A 15,676-nucleotide genomic window follows, 5' to 3' on the forward strand; every position below is an offset into this window, starting at 1 on the left:
CGGTATTCTCGCCCAAGGGCGAAAGGTAATTCACTGGATGGGCAAGCTATGAATGAACTAATTTCTGTAATCATCACTACCTACAACAGAGAAGTGTTGCTAGAGCGTGCTATTCGGTCTGTTATTGCACAGAGCTACGCTAATATAGAATTGATCATTATTGACGATTTTTCGAACGAGAAGACAGCGCAGCTTATAGAAACGCTGCGTTCGGAATGTGAATCTCGTTTTGCCAGATTCATCTATAAGCGTAATGAAAAAAATAGCGGCTCCAATTTTAGCCGTAACCGGGGTTATGCGCTCTCCCAAGGGGTGTTTGTCACAGGCTTGGATGATGATGACTATTTCCTGCCTGAACGCCTGTCAAAACTCATCTCGCGCTACGATGAAAATTATGCTTTTGTAACAGACACCATTACTCGTCTGGATAAAACTGACCGTACTTGTCCGGATAACAATAATAAGAGAATTATTGGGTTACAGGATATCCTATGTGAAAACGTCGTGGGAAATCAGGTTCTAACGACTAAAGAAAAATTGTTGGGCGTCGGTGGTTTTTCCCCAGAAATTAAACAGCAACAGGATCGTGATGTATGGATTAAGTTGATCCTGAAATATGGTCCAGGAATCAAATATAGCTTCAGCACTGCAATGGTTGATGCCGAGCACGGCAGCAACCGAATTACCTCTCAGGTGAAAAAATATAACGCGTACCGTAAGCTTTATTTTAAATACCGTGAATATATGTCTGAAGTTACTCGCAGTAATAACCTGTTCCAGCTAATGTCATTCCGTGGCTTTAACTCTAAACGTATGTATTGTCTTTTGCGCGGACACAAAAAAGACAGCAAATTAAGGATGAAACTGCTTCGCCGCACGTTAAAAGAACTATTTTAAAGGCTAATGGTGAAATGATGAATCTTAAAGTATTAAATAGACTTATTAAGAAAAGTCGATACTGGCACAAAAGGACAAGCTATTCTCTGTTCCAACGTTTGGCTAATCATTTTGAAAGAAAGAAACAAGAAATTATTTTTGACGTTATCGATGAATTAAAAGTTCATTCAGATTCCGTAGCGCACGACGCGAATTCAGGACAATCAGAGGTTATTTGGATCTGCTGGTTTCAAGGGCTGGATAGCGCACCTGAATTGGTAAGACGATGCATTGACTCGGTTCATACAAATTCTGATGGCTTAAACGTTACAATTATTACTGATAATAATTTTTCTGATTATGTCACACTGCCGGCAGATATTATCCGAAAATACAACTCTGGATTGATCGGAAAAGCTCATTTCTCAGATATATTACGTTGTTGTTTACTTTATGAGTATGGTGGAGTATGGCTTGATGCAACTATATTTCTGACACGGGGTTTATCTCCCAGCTTTCTTAACGGTTCGTTTTGCTCACTACGTTTTAAATTTTCGGAAGGATATGGCTCAATTAGTAATGGGTTCTGGGCAACATATTTTTTGGCGTCCGAAAAAAAAGGTTATCTGATAGGTTGTGTAAAGAATGTGCTTATAAACTATTGGCAAGAATATGATATGGCCATTGATTATTTCCTTATGGATTATATATTTAGCTTTCTCTTTGAAAAAGATCCTCTTGCCCGAAAAATTATCTTGTCTCAGCCCGAGCTTGGGGAAGAGCGTTTCTTACTAAAGAAAAATATGAGCAACACGTATACCAGTGAGCTATTGGATAAATTTAAGCAGGATTCGGTTGGAGTTTATAAATTGTCTTATAAAGAACAATATCGCATTACGAATAATGGCCAACCCACCTTTTACAGCAAAATTTTGGACGGTTCTTTCCGCCTGCTCTAAAAAACAGCCACCGTACATGTGGCTTTTAATCTATCAGCTTTTCTTACCCCAGCCCTGCCACTGCAGCTGAACATATTTCACCAGCGTACTCTGGCTGATGCTTTCGCCAATCACTGAGAAGTAGCGGGTGACGTAAACAGGCTCAGGCGGCTGCTTAGGCGCACAGAGCGTCACGCCCCGGAAAGGGTTACGCGGTTTTGTGCCAGGCGCAGCGCCAGCGGGCGGCGTACTGACCGGTCGGGAGGTATCCACCTGCGGCTCATTGAGCAGGCTGCTCGCCGGTACCAGGGTAATATCCGCAGGCAGGTTGGGCAGCATCTGCTGCAACACGCGAACGGTGGAGGGGTGAGGGTGTCCGATGGCGATCGCCGAACCCGATCGGCGGGCCACCTGCACGGCACGGTTAAACTGGAAGCGGATATCGGCTTCGTTTTGCGTGTCATCGAGGAACACTTTGCGCTTAATCACCTTCACGCCGGTGCCCTGCGCGGCGCGCATCGCCTGGCTGTTGCCAATGGTCATGCTGTCCAGGAAATAGAGGTTATAGCGCGCCAGCGACTGCATCACTTTCTGCATGCCAAACAGGCTGGAGGTCATGGCGCTGCCCATATGATTATTCAGCCCTACGGCGTAGGGGACTTTGCCATAGGCTTCGCGGATGATGCGCTCGATCTCGTCGCTGGTCATCTCCGGGCGCAGCGTATCTTTTTCCAACGGCTGTTTACTGAGCGGCGCCATCGGCAGGTGGATCAGCACTTCATGCCCGCTGTTATGGGCTTTGGTGGCCATTTCATGCGCGTGAGGCGCGTTCGGCAGGACGGCGACAGAGATGGCGGAGGGCATCGCCAGGACCTGATTTTCTGTGTGTGGACGATAACCGAAGTCATCGATAACGATAGCGAGTTTACCTGCGTAAACCGGCATCGCCAGCGCCAGTGCGCTGACGAGGGGAAAAACCATACGACGAAATTGAAGCAAAACTTATCTTCCCAACCACGGCTGTGGATTGACCGCCTGACCCTGGCGACGAATCTCGAAATAGAGTGACGGGCGGCCCTGACCGCCACTGCTGCCCACAAGGGCGATAGCCTGTCCGGCCCGCACCTGGGTACCAACGCTGACCAGCGCGCTCTGGTTGTAGCCGTAAAGACTCATGTCGCCTTTACCGTGCTCTACCACCACCACCAGGCCGTAGCCCTGTAGCCAGTCGGCGAGGATCACCCGGCCATCGGCGATAGCTTTGACTTCGCTGCCTTCCGATGCACCGATCACAATCCCCTTCCAACGTAGCTCACCCTGCAGCTGTTCGCCATAGCGATGCAGAATAGAACCGCGTACCGGCCAGTAGGCCTGGCCGCGCGGTGAGCCTAAGCCGCCGGTGCGGGACATCAGCGAACGTTCGTTTTCGGTCGGTTTATAGGTGGTGCCTTTGCGGGAGGCTTCCTGCTGTTTGTCACGCACGGCCTGCGCTTCGCGGGCCTCTCTTTCGGCGCGCGCTTTCGCTGCCGCCTCTGCACGGGCGATGCTGTTGCGCAATTTCGATTCGTTAGCGCGCATTTCGCTCAGCTGGCTCTGACCTTCCTGAATGGAAGATTCGAGACCGGCAAGGGTTTTCTTACGTTCGTTGCGCGCCTGCTCCAGCTTGGCTTGCTGCGCCTGCTGATCGTAGAGCAAGGTCTGCTGCTGGCTCTGTTTCTCTTCCAGCTCTGCTTTTTGCGTGGTGACCTCTTCGCGCGTCTGCTTCAGCTGGGCGATGGTCTCCTGGCGGGACTGGTTGAGGTAACCGAAATAGGCCTGCAGACGCTGCCCGCGCTGGCTCTCTTCGCCGCTGAGGATCAGCTGAACGCCGGTGTGTTCGCCCTGGCGAAAGGCTGCGTCTAACTGCGCGGCAAGGTTGCGCTCCTGAGCCGCGCGCTGGCGCTCAAGTTTGGCGATAGACGCATTCATCTCGTCTATTTGTTTATTGAGCTGGGCGAGGGTGTTCTGGGTTTCACGTAGCTGACGTGCGGCCGCGGAGATGGCCTCTTCCTGCTTTTTGAGTTGCGCAAGCAGCGATGAGCGTTGCTGCTGCTGCTGGCGTACCGCCCGCTCTTTAGCGGCGATATCCGCCTGAATGCTTTTGAGCTGATCGCGCTCGTCCGCCTGGGCGGATGCCGCGCACAACAATACGCCAGCGCTGAGTGCGCTGGCGTACAGTAAAGGCCTGACTGATAACCGTAACGGCTTCACGACCCATGTGAATGAAACAATCGCCTTTCCCCTCATGGGGAGGGATTATTCCACGATGAACAGCGGCTTGCCAGTCATCTCTTGCGGGATTTCCATGCCCATCAGGGTCAGCATGGTTGGGGCGATGTCCGAAAGCTTACCGCCATCAACGGATTTCACGGTTTTATCACCGACATAAATCAGTGGTACCGGCAGGTTAGTATGCGCGGTATGCGCCTGACCGGTGGCCGGATCGCGCATCTGCTCGGCGTTACCGTGGTCAGCGGTGATCAGCATCTGGCCGCCTGCGGCTTCCACCGCTTTGGTAACCTGTTCAATGCACACATCCAGCGCTTCAATGGCTTTAATTGCCGCTTCCATTACGCCGGTATGGCCCACCATGTCGCCGTTCGGGTAGTTACAGATGATGGCGTCGTATTTGCCGCTTTCGATAGCAGCAACCAGCTTCTCGGTCAGCTCGGCGGAGCTCATCTCTGGCTGCAGGTCGTAGGTCGCCACTTTCGGGGAGTTGATCAGAATGCGGTCCTCGCCTTTGAAGGACTCTTCCACGCCGCCGTTAAAGAAGAAGGTAACGTGGGCATATTTTTCGGTTTCGGAGATGCGCAGCTGGGTCTTGTCGTGCTTCGCCATCCACTCACCGAAGGTGTTCGCCAGAGATGACGGCGGATAGGCGCATGGCGCTTTGATGTCGGCGGCATATTCGGTCAGCATCACGAAATCGCCGAGCTTAACCTCTTTTTTACGGGCGAAGCCGTCGAAATCGGCGTTGACGAAAGCACGGGTGATTTCGCGGGCACGGTCAGCACGGAAGTTCATGAAAATCAGCGCATCGCCATCTTCCATTGCGGCATCGGCCTGGCCTTCAGCACGGATCACGGTCGCTTTTACGAACTCGTCGTTTTCATCGCGGGCATATGCGGCTGCCAGCGCGGCAACAGCGGTATCTGCCTGGAACTCACCTTTGGCTTCAACCAGCAGATTGTAGGCCTGCTCTACGCGATCCCAACGGTTGTCGCGGTCCATGGCGTAGTAGCGGCCAATGATAGAGGCTACGCGGCCTTTGCCCAGTGCGGCAAACTTCTCTTCAAAGGCTTTCAGGGAGGATTCAGCGCTGCGTGGTGGGGTATCGCGGCCATCCAGGAAGGCGTGCAGATAGATTTTGTCTGCTCCTTTCTCTGCTGCCAGCTCCACCATCGCCATGATGTGATCTTCATGGCTGTGAACACCGCCCGCGGAGAGCAGACCCATAATATGCACCGCTTTGCCTGCGGCGGCAGCTTTCTCAACCGCGCCGGTCAGCACCGGGTTTGCAAAGAAGGTACGTTCTTTAATTTCAACATCCAGACGGGTCAGGTCCTGATAAACAATGCGGCCTGCGCCCAGGTTGACGTGTCCAACTTCGGAGTTGCCCATCTGGCGATCGGGCAGACCCACTTCCAGGCCGGACGCATCAATCAGGGTGTGCGGACGTTTTGCCCACAGCGCATCCATGACCGGGGTTTTAGCGTTGAAAATGGCGTTATCCTGCTGATCTTCGCGATAGCCATAGCCGTCAAGAATCACCAGTACCATAGGTTTTTTAGAAACCGACATTGCGACAACCTCTTTGCTCAAAAGACAAAAAATTTGCGTAATTTTACTACAGCTGAATCGATCAAATAGCCGCAGAAGATCAAAGAAACCGCAGGGGTAGGGCTAAGGTTAGGCCATTTTTGGTCTTTTTTTTCGTGGCAGTACGCAGAAAATGGATTAGCTTATTGTCGCTGGCTGTATTTGCCACAACGCACAGGTATACTCCTGTCCTGGTTTTTTATTCACTCAGTCGGGAGTCGTTACCCCCCATGCAAGAAATTATGCAATTTGTCAGCCGCCACCCCATACTTTGTATCGCGTGGATTGGTCTACTGGCGGCAGTACTTTTCACCACGTTCAAAGGCCTCACCTCGAAAGTGAAGGTGATCAACCGCGGCGAAGCAACGCGTCTTATCAACAAAGAAGATGCAGTGGTTGTCGATCTGCGTCAGCGCGATGATTTCCGCAAAGGCCATATTGCAGGGGCGATTAACCTGCTGCCGACCGACATCAAAGCTAATAACCTTGGCGAACTGGAAAAGCATAAAGATAAACCGATTATCGTCGTTGACGGCACCGGTATGCAGGCTCAGGAGCCCGCAAACACGCTCGTCAAAGCTGGCTTTGAGAAAGTCACTGTCCTGAAGGACGGTATCTCTGGCTGGAGCGGCGAGAATCTGCCTCTGGTTCGCGGTAAGTAAACAGGAGTCTGAACATGGCCAATATCGAGATCTACACCAAAGCGACCTGTCCGTTCTGCCATCGTGCAAAAGCGCTGCTGGACAGCAAAGGCGTTACCTTCCAGGAACTGCCGATTGATGGCGACGCTGCAAAGCGTGAAGAGATGATTAAACGTAGTGGCCGTACGACGGTTCCGCAGATTTTTATCGATGCGCAGCACATTGGTGGCTGTGATGACTTGTATGCGCTTGACGCGCGTGGTGGACTCGATCCGCTGCTGCGCTAAGGCGTTTTAGGACAATTAAAAAGGGCTTTTCCATGTCAGAACAAAATAATACCGAGATGACTTTCCAGATCCAGCGCATCTACACCAAAGATGTCTCCTACGAAGCACCTAATGCGCCGCACGTTTTCCAGAAAGACTGGCAGCCAGAGGTTAAACTTGATCTGGATACCGCTTCCACCCAGCTGGCGGAAGATGTGTATGAAGTCGTGCTGCGTGTTACCGTAACCGCCTCTCTGGGCGAAGAGACTGCATTCCTGTGCGAAGTACAGCAGGGTGGCATCTTCTCCATCGGCGGCATCGAAGGTAATCAGATGGCGCATTGCCTGGGTGCATACTGCCCGAACATCCTGTTCCCGTATGCCCGTGAATGCATCACCAGCCTGGTTTCCCGTGGTACGTTCCCGCAACTGAACCTTGCGCCGGTGAACTTCGATGCGCTGTTCATGAACTATCTGCAGCAGCAAGCTGGCGAAGGTACTGAACAACATCAGGATGCCTGATGAGTACTGTCAATGCGTCAATGACTGTGATCGGTGCCGGCTCTTACGGCACCGCTCTTGCTATTACTCTGGCAAGAAATGGACACGAAGTGGTCCTCTGGGGCCACGATCCCAAACATATCGCGACGTTAGAAGCCGATCGCTGCAACGTTGCGTTCCTCCCCGATGTGCCTTTCCCTGACTCACTGCATCTTGAAAGCGATCTGGCGACGGCGCTTGCCGCCAGCCGTAATATTCTGATCGTGGTGCCGAGCCACGTGTTTGGCCAGGTGCTGCGACAGATTAAACCGCTAATGCGTGACGATGCGCGCGTGGTCTGGGCGACTAAAGGGCTGGAAGCCGAAACCGGACGCCTGTTACAGGATGTCGCCCGCGAAGCGCTGGGCGATGCCATTCCGCTGGCGGTGATCTCCGGCCCGACCTTTGCGAAAGAGCTGGCGGCAGGGCTGCCGACGGCCATCTCACTGGCCTCGACCGATGAGACCTTCGCTGACGATCTGCAGCAGCTGCTGCACTGCGGTAAGAGCTTCCGCGTTTACAGCAACCCCGATTTTATCGGCGTACAGCTGGGCGGCGCGGTGAAGAACGTTATCGCTATCGGCGCGGGCATGTCCGACGGCATCGGCTTTGGCGCCAACGCACGTACCGCTCTGATCACCCGTGGTTTAACTGAAATGTCCCGTCTTGGCGCGGCGCTCGGTGCCGATCCGGCCACCTTTATGGGGATGGCAGGGTTAGGCGATCTGGTGCTGACCTGTACCGACAACCAGTCCCGTAACCGTCGTTTTGGCATGATGCTCGGCCAGGGCATGGATGTGATCGGCGCGCAGGAGAAGATCGGCCAGGTGGTGGAAGGCTACCGCAATACCAAAGAAGTCCGCGAGCTGGCACACCGCTTTGGTGTCGAAATGCCAATAACCGAGGAAATTTATCAGGTATTGTATTGCGGAAAAAATGCGCGCGAGGCAGCATTGACCTTATTAGGTCGCGCACGCAAGGACGAGCGTAGCAGCCGTTAACCGCAGGAAAGCGTTATCACCTGAATGACCCGGCCAGCAAAGAACTGGCCGGTCATTATTATTACGTCTGGAGTAAGCAATGCCGTGTGAAGAACTGGATATCGTCTGGAACAATATTAAAGCCGAAGCCCGGGCTCTGGCTGACTGTGAGCCCATGCTGGCCAGTTTCTACCACGCGACGCTACTCAAGCACGAAAATCTCGGCAGCGCCCTGAGCTATATGCTCGCCAACAAACTGGCTTCACCGATCATGCCGGCTATCGCCATCCGTGAAGTGGTGGAAGAGGCCTATGCGGCCGACCCGGAGATGATCGCCTCCGCCGCCTGCGATATTCAGGCGGTACGCAACCGCGACCCGGCGGTGGATAAATACTCCACGCCATTGCTCTATCTGAAAGGTTTCCACGCCCTGCAGTCCTACCGTATCGGCCACTGGCTGTGGAACGAAGGTCGCCGCGCGCTGGCCATCTTCCTGCAAAATCAGGTTTCGGTGAGCTTCCAGGTGGATATTCACCCGGCGGCGAAGATTGGTCGCGGCATCATGCTTGACCACGCGACGGGTATCGTGGTGGGTGAAACGGCGGTGATTGAAAACGACGTCTCGATCCTGCAGTCCGTGACCCTGGGCGGGACCGGGAAAACCAGCGGCGACCGTCACCCGAAAATCCGTGAAGGGGTGATGATTGGCGCAGGCGCGAAGATCCTCGGCAATATCGAAGTCGGGCGCGGCGCGAAAATTGGCGCCGGTTCCGTAGTGCTGCAACCTGTGCCTCCGCATACCACCGCGGCTGGCGTTCCGGCGCGTATCGTCGGCAAGCCAGACAGCGACAAGCCAGCGATGGATATGGATCAGTTCTTCAACGGCATCCACCATACCTTTGAGTATGGCGACGGGATTTAACCTGTAGGCCCGGTGGCGCTGCGCTTACCGGGCATTACCGGTTGGCAACGCAAGCCTCTTATCCGGGCTACCGTAATATCGCGCCAGGGTATCCCAGCTGGCGCCAGGCCTCATACACCACGACCGACACCGCGTTCGACAGGTTCATGCTGCGGCTGTCTGGCATCATCGGAATACGAATTTTTTGTTCAGCAGGCAGGGCATCGAGAATGGTAGCCGGCAGGCCGCGCGTTTCCGGGCCAAACAGCAGATAATCCCCTTTCTGATAGCTCACGGCGCTGTGGGCAGGCGTGCCTTTCGTCGTCAGGGCAAAGATCCGCTCCGGCTTTTCCGCGTCCATAAATGCGGTCAGATCCTTATGGCGCACCACGGCGGTGAATTCGTGGTAATCCAGCCCGGCGCGGCGCAGGCGCTTGTCGTCCCACGTAAAGCCCATCGGCTCAATGATGTGCAGACGGAACCCGGTATTGGCGCAAAGGCGGATGATGTTGCCGGTGTTGGGTGGAATTTCTGGTTCGAATAAAACGATGTTAAGCATGCTGCCCCCTTGAATAGCGGGGGCAGGATACCATCCCCTCTCCCCTTTGGGGAGAGGATGAGGGGTTAAGCCGCGTTCCCCTGCGCCAGCGGCGCCAGCCCGGCAGGGAGCTTACTCAACTCCTGCACCAGCATCTCCTTGCTGATTTCCGGGATGGTTTTCGCGCCGGTCAGCGTCATTGCCACCTTCATCTCTTTCTCGATCAGGTTGAGCAGATTGGCGACGCCTGCCTGGCCGTGGGTCGCCAGCGCATACAGATAGGCGCGACCCAGCAGGACGGTATCGGCGCCGAGGGCAATCATACGCACCACGTCCAGGCCGTTGCGGATCCCGGAGTCCGCCAGAATCGCGATATCGCCCTTAACCGCATCGGCAATGGCGGGCAGGGCGCGAGCTGAGGAGAGCACGCCGTCGAGCTGGCGGCCGCCGTGGTTCGACACCACAATCCCGTCGGCGCCGAAACGCACCGCATCCCGGGCATCTTCCGGATCGAGGATCCCTTTGATCACCATCGGGCCATCCCAGAACTCGCGGATCCACTCCAGGTCTTTCCACGAGATGGACGGATCGAAGTTATTCGCCAGCCAGCCTATATAATCTTCCAGCCCCGTCGGTTTGCCCAGATAGGTGGAGATATTCCCCAGATCGTGCGGGCGGCCGTTAAGCCCCACATCCCACGCCCATTGCGGATGCGTTACCGCCTGCCAGTAGCGGCGCATCGCCGCATTCGCGCCGCTCATCCCGGAATGGGCATCGCGATAGCGTGCGCCGGGGGTCGGCATATCTACGGTAAAGACCAGCGTGGAACAGCCTGCCGCCTTCGCCCGCTCCAGGGCATTGCGCATAAAGCCGCGGTCGCGCAGGACGTACAGCTGGAACCACATCGGGCGCTTGATAGTCGGAGCCACCTCTTCAATCGGGCAGACCGAGACGGTTGAAAGCGTAAACGGAATACCTTTCGCATCGGCGGCGGCGGCGGCCTGCACTTCACCCCGGCGGGCGTACATGCCACACAGCCCGACCGGGGCGAGGGCGACCGGCATGGAGAGCGTTTCATTGAACAGCTTCGTCTCAAGACTCAGGTCGGACATATTCTTCAGCACGCGCTGGCGCAGGGCCACTTCCGACAGGTCTTCCACGTTGCGACGCAGGGTGTACTCGGAATAGGCCCCTCCATCAATATAGTGAAACAGGAACGGTGGCAGGATGCGCTGGGCGGCGGCGCGATAGTCACTGGCTGCGGAAATGATCATCAGTTCTTCTCCCTGGAAATAACGGTATCGCCCGGCAGACGGGTGATACGCGCCTGCCGGGCCTGATCTTCATCAAATTGTTTAATGGTGGTGTGGACGAAGCCCAGATGCGCCATCATCGCGGCGCGTGCGGCTTCGGCATCACCTGCCAGAATGGCGTTGAGGACCGCTTCGTGCTGCTCGGTCAGCCGGGCAAAAACCGGCGGCACCAGATACATGCGCTGGCGGCTCTGCTTTACGGACGATTGCAGCAGGTCGAAGAAGCCGCGCATGGTCTGGAGCAACACGACGTTGTGTGAGGCCTCGGCAATGGCCAGATGAAACCGGACGTCTGCCTGCGAGGCGATATCCGGATCGCTGCTTTGCGTGGCCTCGAAACAGGCTTTGAGCTTCTCTTTATCCGCTTCGGTTGCCCGCATAGCCGCATGCCAGGCGGTGCTGGTTTCTATGGCGTGGCGGGCTTCGAGGATGTCAAAGCTGTAGTCCGGGTCGTTCTCCATCAGAGTTTTCAATGGCTGAACAATGTTCTGCCCGGACCAGTCATCGTCCTGCCAGCGCACAAAGGTGCCGCCACCGCGACGGCTCACCAGCACCCCTTCGCTGACCAGGGTCGCCAGGGCTTCGCGCAGCGAGTTACGCGATACGCCAAGCCGGGCAGCAAGCTGGCGTTCGGCGGGCAACTTCATGCCCGCTTCCAGCTGCATCTCTTCAATCAGCGCCCGCACGCGAGTAGCAATCTCGTCGGACAGGCGTCTGGGCATCACTATCATGGGATCATCCAGGTTAAGACATAGGCCTGCAGGGTGGTGATGACCCCGACCATGCAGGTAAATATCAGGCTGTGTTTAACGGTAAAGCGGAACAGATCCGACTCTTTCCCCACCAGGCCTACCGCCGCACAGGCAATGGCAATGGACTGCGGGGAGATCATCTTGCCGGTGACGCCACCGGTGGTGTTGGCCGCCACCAGCAGAACATCCGACACGCCAATCTGCTGCGCGGCGGTCGCCTGCAGGGCCGCGAACAGGGCGTTCGATGAAGTATCTGACCCGGTCAGGAACACTCCCAGCCAGCCGAGGAACGGCGAGAAGAAGGTGAAGGCTGAACCGGTATGGGCCAGCGCCAGGGCCAGCGTTGATGACAGGCCGGAGTAGTTCGAGATAAAGGCGAACGCCAGCACCATGCCGATGGAGTAGATCGGCAGCATCAGCTCTTTGATGGTTGCGGCAAAAGTCTGCACCGCGGCAACAGGCTTCATGCGCAGCCACACCACGGAAAGGAGGGCGGCAAACAGAATGGCGGTACCGGTGGCCGAGAACCAGTCGAACTTGAACACCGCGGCATACGGCGTGGCGTCATGTACCACCGGCGGCATACGGGCAACCATCTTGTCGAGGAACGGCACGGAGATATTGACCACCATGTCATACAGCGCGCCGTTCGGAGCGAACAGGGCTTTAAACGGTGGGATACTCCACAGCGTCACGGTCGCGGTCAGGAACAGGAACGGCGACCACGCGCGGACGATTTGTCCTGCGGTATAGCCCGTGCGGGCCAGGGTCTGATCCACGTGCGATGCGCCCATGTCGGCAAAGCGGAAGATACGCACCGGCTGCCAGCGTTTCAGGAACAGCGTCAGACAGACGAGAGAGACCAGGGAAGAGATAATGTCCGGCAGTTCCGGGCCAAGGAAGTTAGAGCTCAGGTACTGGGCGATGGCGAACGAGCCACCCGCGACCATCACCGCAGGCCAGGTCTCTTTAATGCCGCGCCAGCCGTCCATAATCGCCATGATCCAGAACAGCACGATAATGGTCAGGAACGGCAGCTGACGGCCCACCATCTGACCGATCTCGAAGCTGTCCAGCCCGGTTACCTGCCCGGCCACCAGAATTGGAATGCCCATCGCACCAAACGCCACCGGCGCGGTGTTGACGATCAGGCACAGGCCCGCGGCATAGAGCGGATTGAAGCCCAGCCCAACCAGCAGCGCGGCGGTAATCGCCACCGGCGCACCAAACCCGGCAGCCCCTTCCAGGAACGCGCCGAAGGAGAAGCCGACAATCAGCATCTGCAGGCGCTGGTCCGGGGTGATGGAGAGGATTGACGAGCGGATAATGTCGAACTGCCCGGTCTTCACCGAGATTTTATAGACGAAGACCGCGGCAATGATGATCCACGCAATCGGCCACAGGCCGTAGAAGAAGCCATACACCACTGAGGCCAGGGCGCGATCGACCGGCATTTTGTAGAAGAACAGCGCTACCAAAAGGGCGATGACAACGGTGTACGTCGCCGCAAGATAGCCCTTCAGCTTGAGCTTAATCAGCGCAAAGAAGAAGAACAGAATAGGTAGCGAGGCGATCAGGCTTGATAGCCAGATATTTCCTGCCGGATCGTAGTTTTGTTGCCAGAGGCTCATTGCAGGTCTCCTGAGGACCACACCTTCTGTGAGGCGGTGAGTCTGTGCTCATCTCTGCGTCACATTATGTGTAAAAGTGGTCCTGCCAATAGTGTGATGTAGGGTTAATGACAACAAATGGTTAACCAAATGTTATTGGTCGGCAATGTGTTTGTGAGTGAAGATTATGGAAATGTGAACCGAAGAAGGGTTGTTTAGCGAATTGGTAGGGCCAATATGGAGAGGGAGAAAGCGGTAGGCCGGGTCAGCATATCGCGCCACCCGGCAAAAAATCAGAATTCGGTCTTACTGAACCCCGTCATCTCTTTCAGACCCATTTCACGACCCAGCTCGGTCATCGGATGGACAACCACCAGGCCGCGCACGCTTTTCTTCAGCTTGCCCATATCGGCCTGTTCTTTCTTGGTGATCGCACGGCGGAACGGCAGCTTAGTGAGCTTTTGCGCCTCTTTGCTCAGCTTCTGGCTGTGCACGCTGCGCAGACGTTCGATCTCAGTTTCCAGCGTCGCTTTCTCTTTTTCCAGTTCGGCGTACTTCTCTGCGGCATCAACCAGAGAGAGGCTGGCCTGCTGGTGGCGGATCAGATCCAGACGATCGCTCAGACGTTTAATTTCACTCTTTTCGACTTCTTTCATAACAAATGGCTCTAAAAACAGGGGGAATTACCACAAAGGATACACGAATGTGCGCAGGCTTACTTCTGAAACGCTTTTTTTAAGCTGATTCGGGAAATCAGCTCGGTCAGGGAGAGTACCATGGTAGAGCGAACAATCTGCTGATAACGCTGTTTCTGCATGGCGTAAAGCTCAGGATCGCTGGTATCAAAATGCGGGGCCGGGGGCAGGGCGGTAACGCAATGCAGCTCGCCCAGCGGGCCGAGGATCTCGTCGTCGGTAAACGAATAGTCGTTGCCGTCGTGATTGAGCTCCTCGCGCAACGCCATCAGCAGTTCCGCATCTTCATACTCGTGACGGCTGATGACGCCCAGGCCATAGATCAGTTTCAGACGTACAGATAAATCGCCCAAGGGGCCGTCACCGTCGAGCAACGGTTCAACTGCGTATTTCACTGCGTAGTCGTCTTTGCGAAACACCTGAAGCACCAGGATATTCACCGCCTCGGTTAATAACTCGACGGCGGATATCAGGAAACTTCGAACGGTTTTGCCAGCATTCAGACGCTCCAGCACACGGTTTTCAAAGGCCTGGGTTTGTTCCATTATTGCCTGCATATCTGACAATCTATATTCCGGGCGCAGGATGACCTGCGCCAGTTCCTGCATCATTTGGTTGCGTTATAGTCGTTCACCGCCTCCACAACCACGTCGCTGTTGGCATCCAGACCGGATACCTGCGCCAGCGCGGCCTGTGGACCTTTCTCAGCAATCAACTGCGCCAGTTCCTGCGCCTGCGGATCTTCTTCGCTGCGGTAGTGCATCGCGGCAGCAATGCCTTTGACCAGGTTGGCGTGCGGCAGACCATATTCCAGGGTACCGAGCAGCGGCTTAATCAGGCGATCGCCCGCACTCAGTTTGCGCAGCGGCTGACGGCCAACGCGCTCAACGTCATCTTTCAGATACGGGTTTTCAAAACGACCGAGGATTTTCTGAATGTATGCCGCATGCTTATCGGCATCAAAACCGTAGCGTTTAATCAATACCGCGCCGCTCTCATCCATTGCACCTTTTACCACGGCGCGGACCTTCTCATCGAGAATGGCGTCACGAATGGTCTGATGACCGGCTAATTTACCGAGGTAGGCGGTTATAGCATGCCCGGTGTTCAGCGTGAAGAGCTTACGTTCGACAAATGCCATCAGGTTATCAGTTAATTCCATGCCAGCAATGTCAGGCAGTGGGCCTTTAAACTGAGTTTTATCGACAATCCATTCACTGAAGGTTTCAACGGTCACTTCCAGCGGATCGTGAGTGGCAGAGGCGGACGGTGGCACAATACGGTCTACAGCAGAATCAACAAAGCCAACGTGCTCTTCAACCCAGGCTTTGTCTTCATCGGCTACCGCGGCCATCACGTGGCCTTTCAGCTGGCTGGTACCGCGCACCATGTTTTCACAGGCGATGATGTTCAGCGGGGCGTCGTTACCCTGGGCCTTACGTTTGGCCAGACCTTTCGCCACCGCTGGCGCGATGCGCTCCAGCACCACCGGACCGACGGCGGTCGTCACCAGGTCAACCCCGGCAATCAGGTCGATAACGTCGTCGCCAATGCTGCTGACCGCGTTGACGCCGGTCACGGTTTCAACCTGCTCGTTTTCGCCAACCACATGCACCTGATAGCTATGACGTGCATTCAGGGCATCAAGTACCGTCTGATTGACATCGGCGAATGTCAGCGTAATGCCCGCATCTGCCAGCAGTTTGCCGATAAAGCCACGACCGATGTTACCTGCGCCAAAATGTAATGCTTTCATAGTATTAACC

At 55.2% G+C, this 15,676-nt stretch carries 17 protein-coding genes; 7 read left to right on the forward strand and 10 right to left on the reverse strand.

What is annotated here, in order from left to right; all coding sequences use genetic code 11:
- Nucleotides 1-48 precede the first annotated feature (48 nt).
- Both GNG26_RS00565 and GNG26_RS00570 read left to right on the forward strand, forming a co-directional pair.
- On the forward strand, nt 49-897 hold the full coding sequence (locus GNG26_RS00565; protein WP_156237464.1) for a glycosyltransferase: 849 nt from the start codon (nt 49-51) through the stop codon (nt 895-897).
- A 14-nt stretch (nt 898-911) separates the two neighbouring features.
- Nucleotides 912-1,835 carry a capsular polysaccharide synthesis protein gene (locus GNG26_RS00570; RefSeq protein WP_231604191.1) on the forward strand — a complete coding sequence of 308 codons (924 nt, stop codon included), beginning with the start codon at nt 912-914 and terminating at the stop codon, nt 1,833-1,835.
- A gap of 33 nt (nt 1,836-1,868) precedes the next feature.
- Here the strand turns inward: GNG26_RS00570 and GNG26_RS00575 are convergent, their stop codons facing one another.
- Genes GNG26_RS00575 through gpmM form a run of 3 tightly spaced genes read right to left on the reverse strand, consistent with a single transcriptional unit; the run spans nt 1,869 to nt 5,657 of the window.
- The gene (locus tag GNG26_RS00575) at nt 1,869-2,813 is read right to left on the reverse strand and encodes a divergent polysaccharide deacetylase family protein (protein WP_156237465.1); all 945 of its coding nucleotides are present in this window, start codon (nt 2,811-2,813) and stop codon (nt 1,869-1,871) included.
- Between the two features lie 3 nt (nt 2,814-2,816).
- A complete protein-coding gene (envC, locus tag GNG26_RS00580) occupies nt 2,817-4,100 on the reverse strand; it encodes a murein hydrolase activator EnvC (RefSeq protein WP_103177735.1) in 1,284 nt (427 codons plus the stop codon).
- Nucleotides 4,101-4,109: 9 nt separating this feature from the next.
- Nucleotides 4,110-5,657, reverse strand: coding sequence for a 2,3-bisphosphoglycerate-independent phosphoglycerate mutase (gene gpmM / locus GNG26_RS00585; RefSeq protein WP_103824326.1), 1,548 nt, complete (start codon nt 5,655-5,657; stop codon nt 4,110-4,112).
- A gap of 248 nt (nt 5,658-5,905) precedes the next feature.
- On the opposite strand from gpmM, the gene GNG26_RS00590 reads away from it, so the two are divergent.
- From GNG26_RS00590 to cysE, 5 genes are all read left to right on the forward strand, one after another.
- Entirely contained in the window at nt 5,906-6,337 is a 432-nt protein-coding gene (locus GNG26_RS00590; RefSeq protein ID WP_103177737.1) for a rhodanese-like domain-containing protein, read from the forward strand.
- A 14-nt stretch (nt 6,338-6,351) separates the two neighbouring features.
- Nucleotides 6,352-6,603 carry a glutaredoxin 3 gene (gene grxC, locus GNG26_RS00595; protein ID WP_103177738.1) on the forward strand — a complete coding sequence of 84 codons (252 nt, stop codon included), beginning with the start codon at nt 6,352-6,354 and terminating at the stop codon, nt 6,601-6,603.
- 32 nt (nt 6,604-6,635) lie between these two features.
- Complete coding sequence (gene secB / locus GNG26_RS00600; RefSeq protein ID WP_032615746.1) at nt 6,636-7,103, forward strand: protein-export chaperone SecB; 468 nt, start codon at nt 6,636-6,638, stop codon at nt 7,101-7,103.
- Entirely contained in the window at nt 7,103-8,122 is a 1,020-nt protein-coding gene (gene gpsA, locus GNG26_RS00605; RefSeq protein ID WP_156237466.1) for an NAD(P)H-dependent glycerol-3-phosphate dehydrogenase, read from the forward strand. The genes secB and gpsA overlap by 1 nt, the downstream gene beginning before the upstream one ends.
- Nucleotides 8,123-8,201: 79 nt before the next feature.
- Nucleotides 8,202-9,023, forward strand: a complete 822-nt coding sequence (gene cysE, locus GNG26_RS00610; protein ID WP_103177740.1) for a serine O-acetyltransferase — start codon at nt 8,202-8,204, stop codon at nt 9,021-9,023.
- A gap of 67 nt (nt 9,024-9,090) precedes the next feature.
- Here the strand turns inward: cysE and trmL are convergent, their stop codons facing one another.
- The 7 genes from trmL to mtlD all read right to left on the reverse strand — a co-directional run bounded on the left by trmL (nt 9,091) and on the right by mtlD (nt 15,666).
- The gene (gene trmL / locus GNG26_RS00615) at nt 9,091-9,561 is read right to left on the reverse strand and encodes a tRNA (uridine(34)/cytosine(34)/5-carboxymethylaminomethyluridine(34)-2'-O)-methyltransferase TrmL (protein ID WP_156237467.1); all 471 of its coding nucleotides are present in this window, start codon (nt 9,559-9,561) and stop codon (nt 9,091-9,093) included.
- A gap of 65 nt (nt 9,562-9,626) precedes the next feature.
- Entirely contained in the window at nt 9,627-10,814 is a 1,188-nt protein-coding gene (gene lldD, locus GNG26_RS00620; protein ID WP_103177742.1) for an FMN-dependent L-lactate dehydrogenase LldD, read from the reverse strand.
- Nucleotides 10,814-11,584 carry a transcriptional regulator LldR gene (gene lldR, locus GNG26_RS00625; protein ID WP_114316219.1) on the reverse strand — a complete coding sequence of 257 codons (771 nt, stop codon included), beginning with the start codon at nt 11,582-11,584 and terminating at the stop codon, nt 10,814-10,816. The genes lldD and lldR overlap by 1 nt, the downstream gene beginning before the upstream one ends.
- Nucleotides 11,581-13,236, reverse strand: a complete 1,656-nt coding sequence (gene lldP, locus GNG26_RS00630; protein ID WP_156237468.1) for an L-lactate permease — start codon at nt 13,234-13,236, stop codon at nt 11,581-11,583. Before lldP ends, lldR begins: the two co-directional genes overlap by 4 nt.
- A 272-nt stretch (nt 13,237-13,508) precedes the next feature.
- Nucleotides 13,509-13,871, reverse strand: coding sequence for a YibL family ribosome-associated protein (locus GNG26_RS00635; protein ID WP_103177745.1), 363 nt, complete (start codon nt 13,869-13,871; stop codon nt 13,509-13,511).
- A gap of 59 nt (nt 13,872-13,930) precedes the next feature.
- Entirely contained in the window at nt 13,931-14,521 is a 591-nt protein-coding gene (mtlR, locus tag GNG26_RS00640) for a mannitol operon repressor MtlR (protein WP_156237469.1), read from the reverse strand.
- Nucleotides 14,518-15,666: a mannitol-1-phosphate 5-dehydrogenase gene (gene mtlD / locus GNG26_RS00645; RefSeq protein WP_103177747.1), complete on the reverse strand. Its 1,149-nt coding sequence runs from the start codon at nt 15,664-15,666 to the stop codon at nt 14,518-14,520. The genes mtlR and mtlD overlap by 4 nt, the downstream gene beginning before the upstream one ends.
- Between the last annotated feature and the right edge of the window lie 10 nt (nt 15,667-15,676).

Source organism: Leclercia sp. J807, assembly GCF_009734465.1.
In the GTDB taxonomy this organism is placed as follows: Bacteria; Pseudomonadota; Gammaproteobacteria; order Enterobacterales; family Enterobacteriaceae; genus Enterobacter.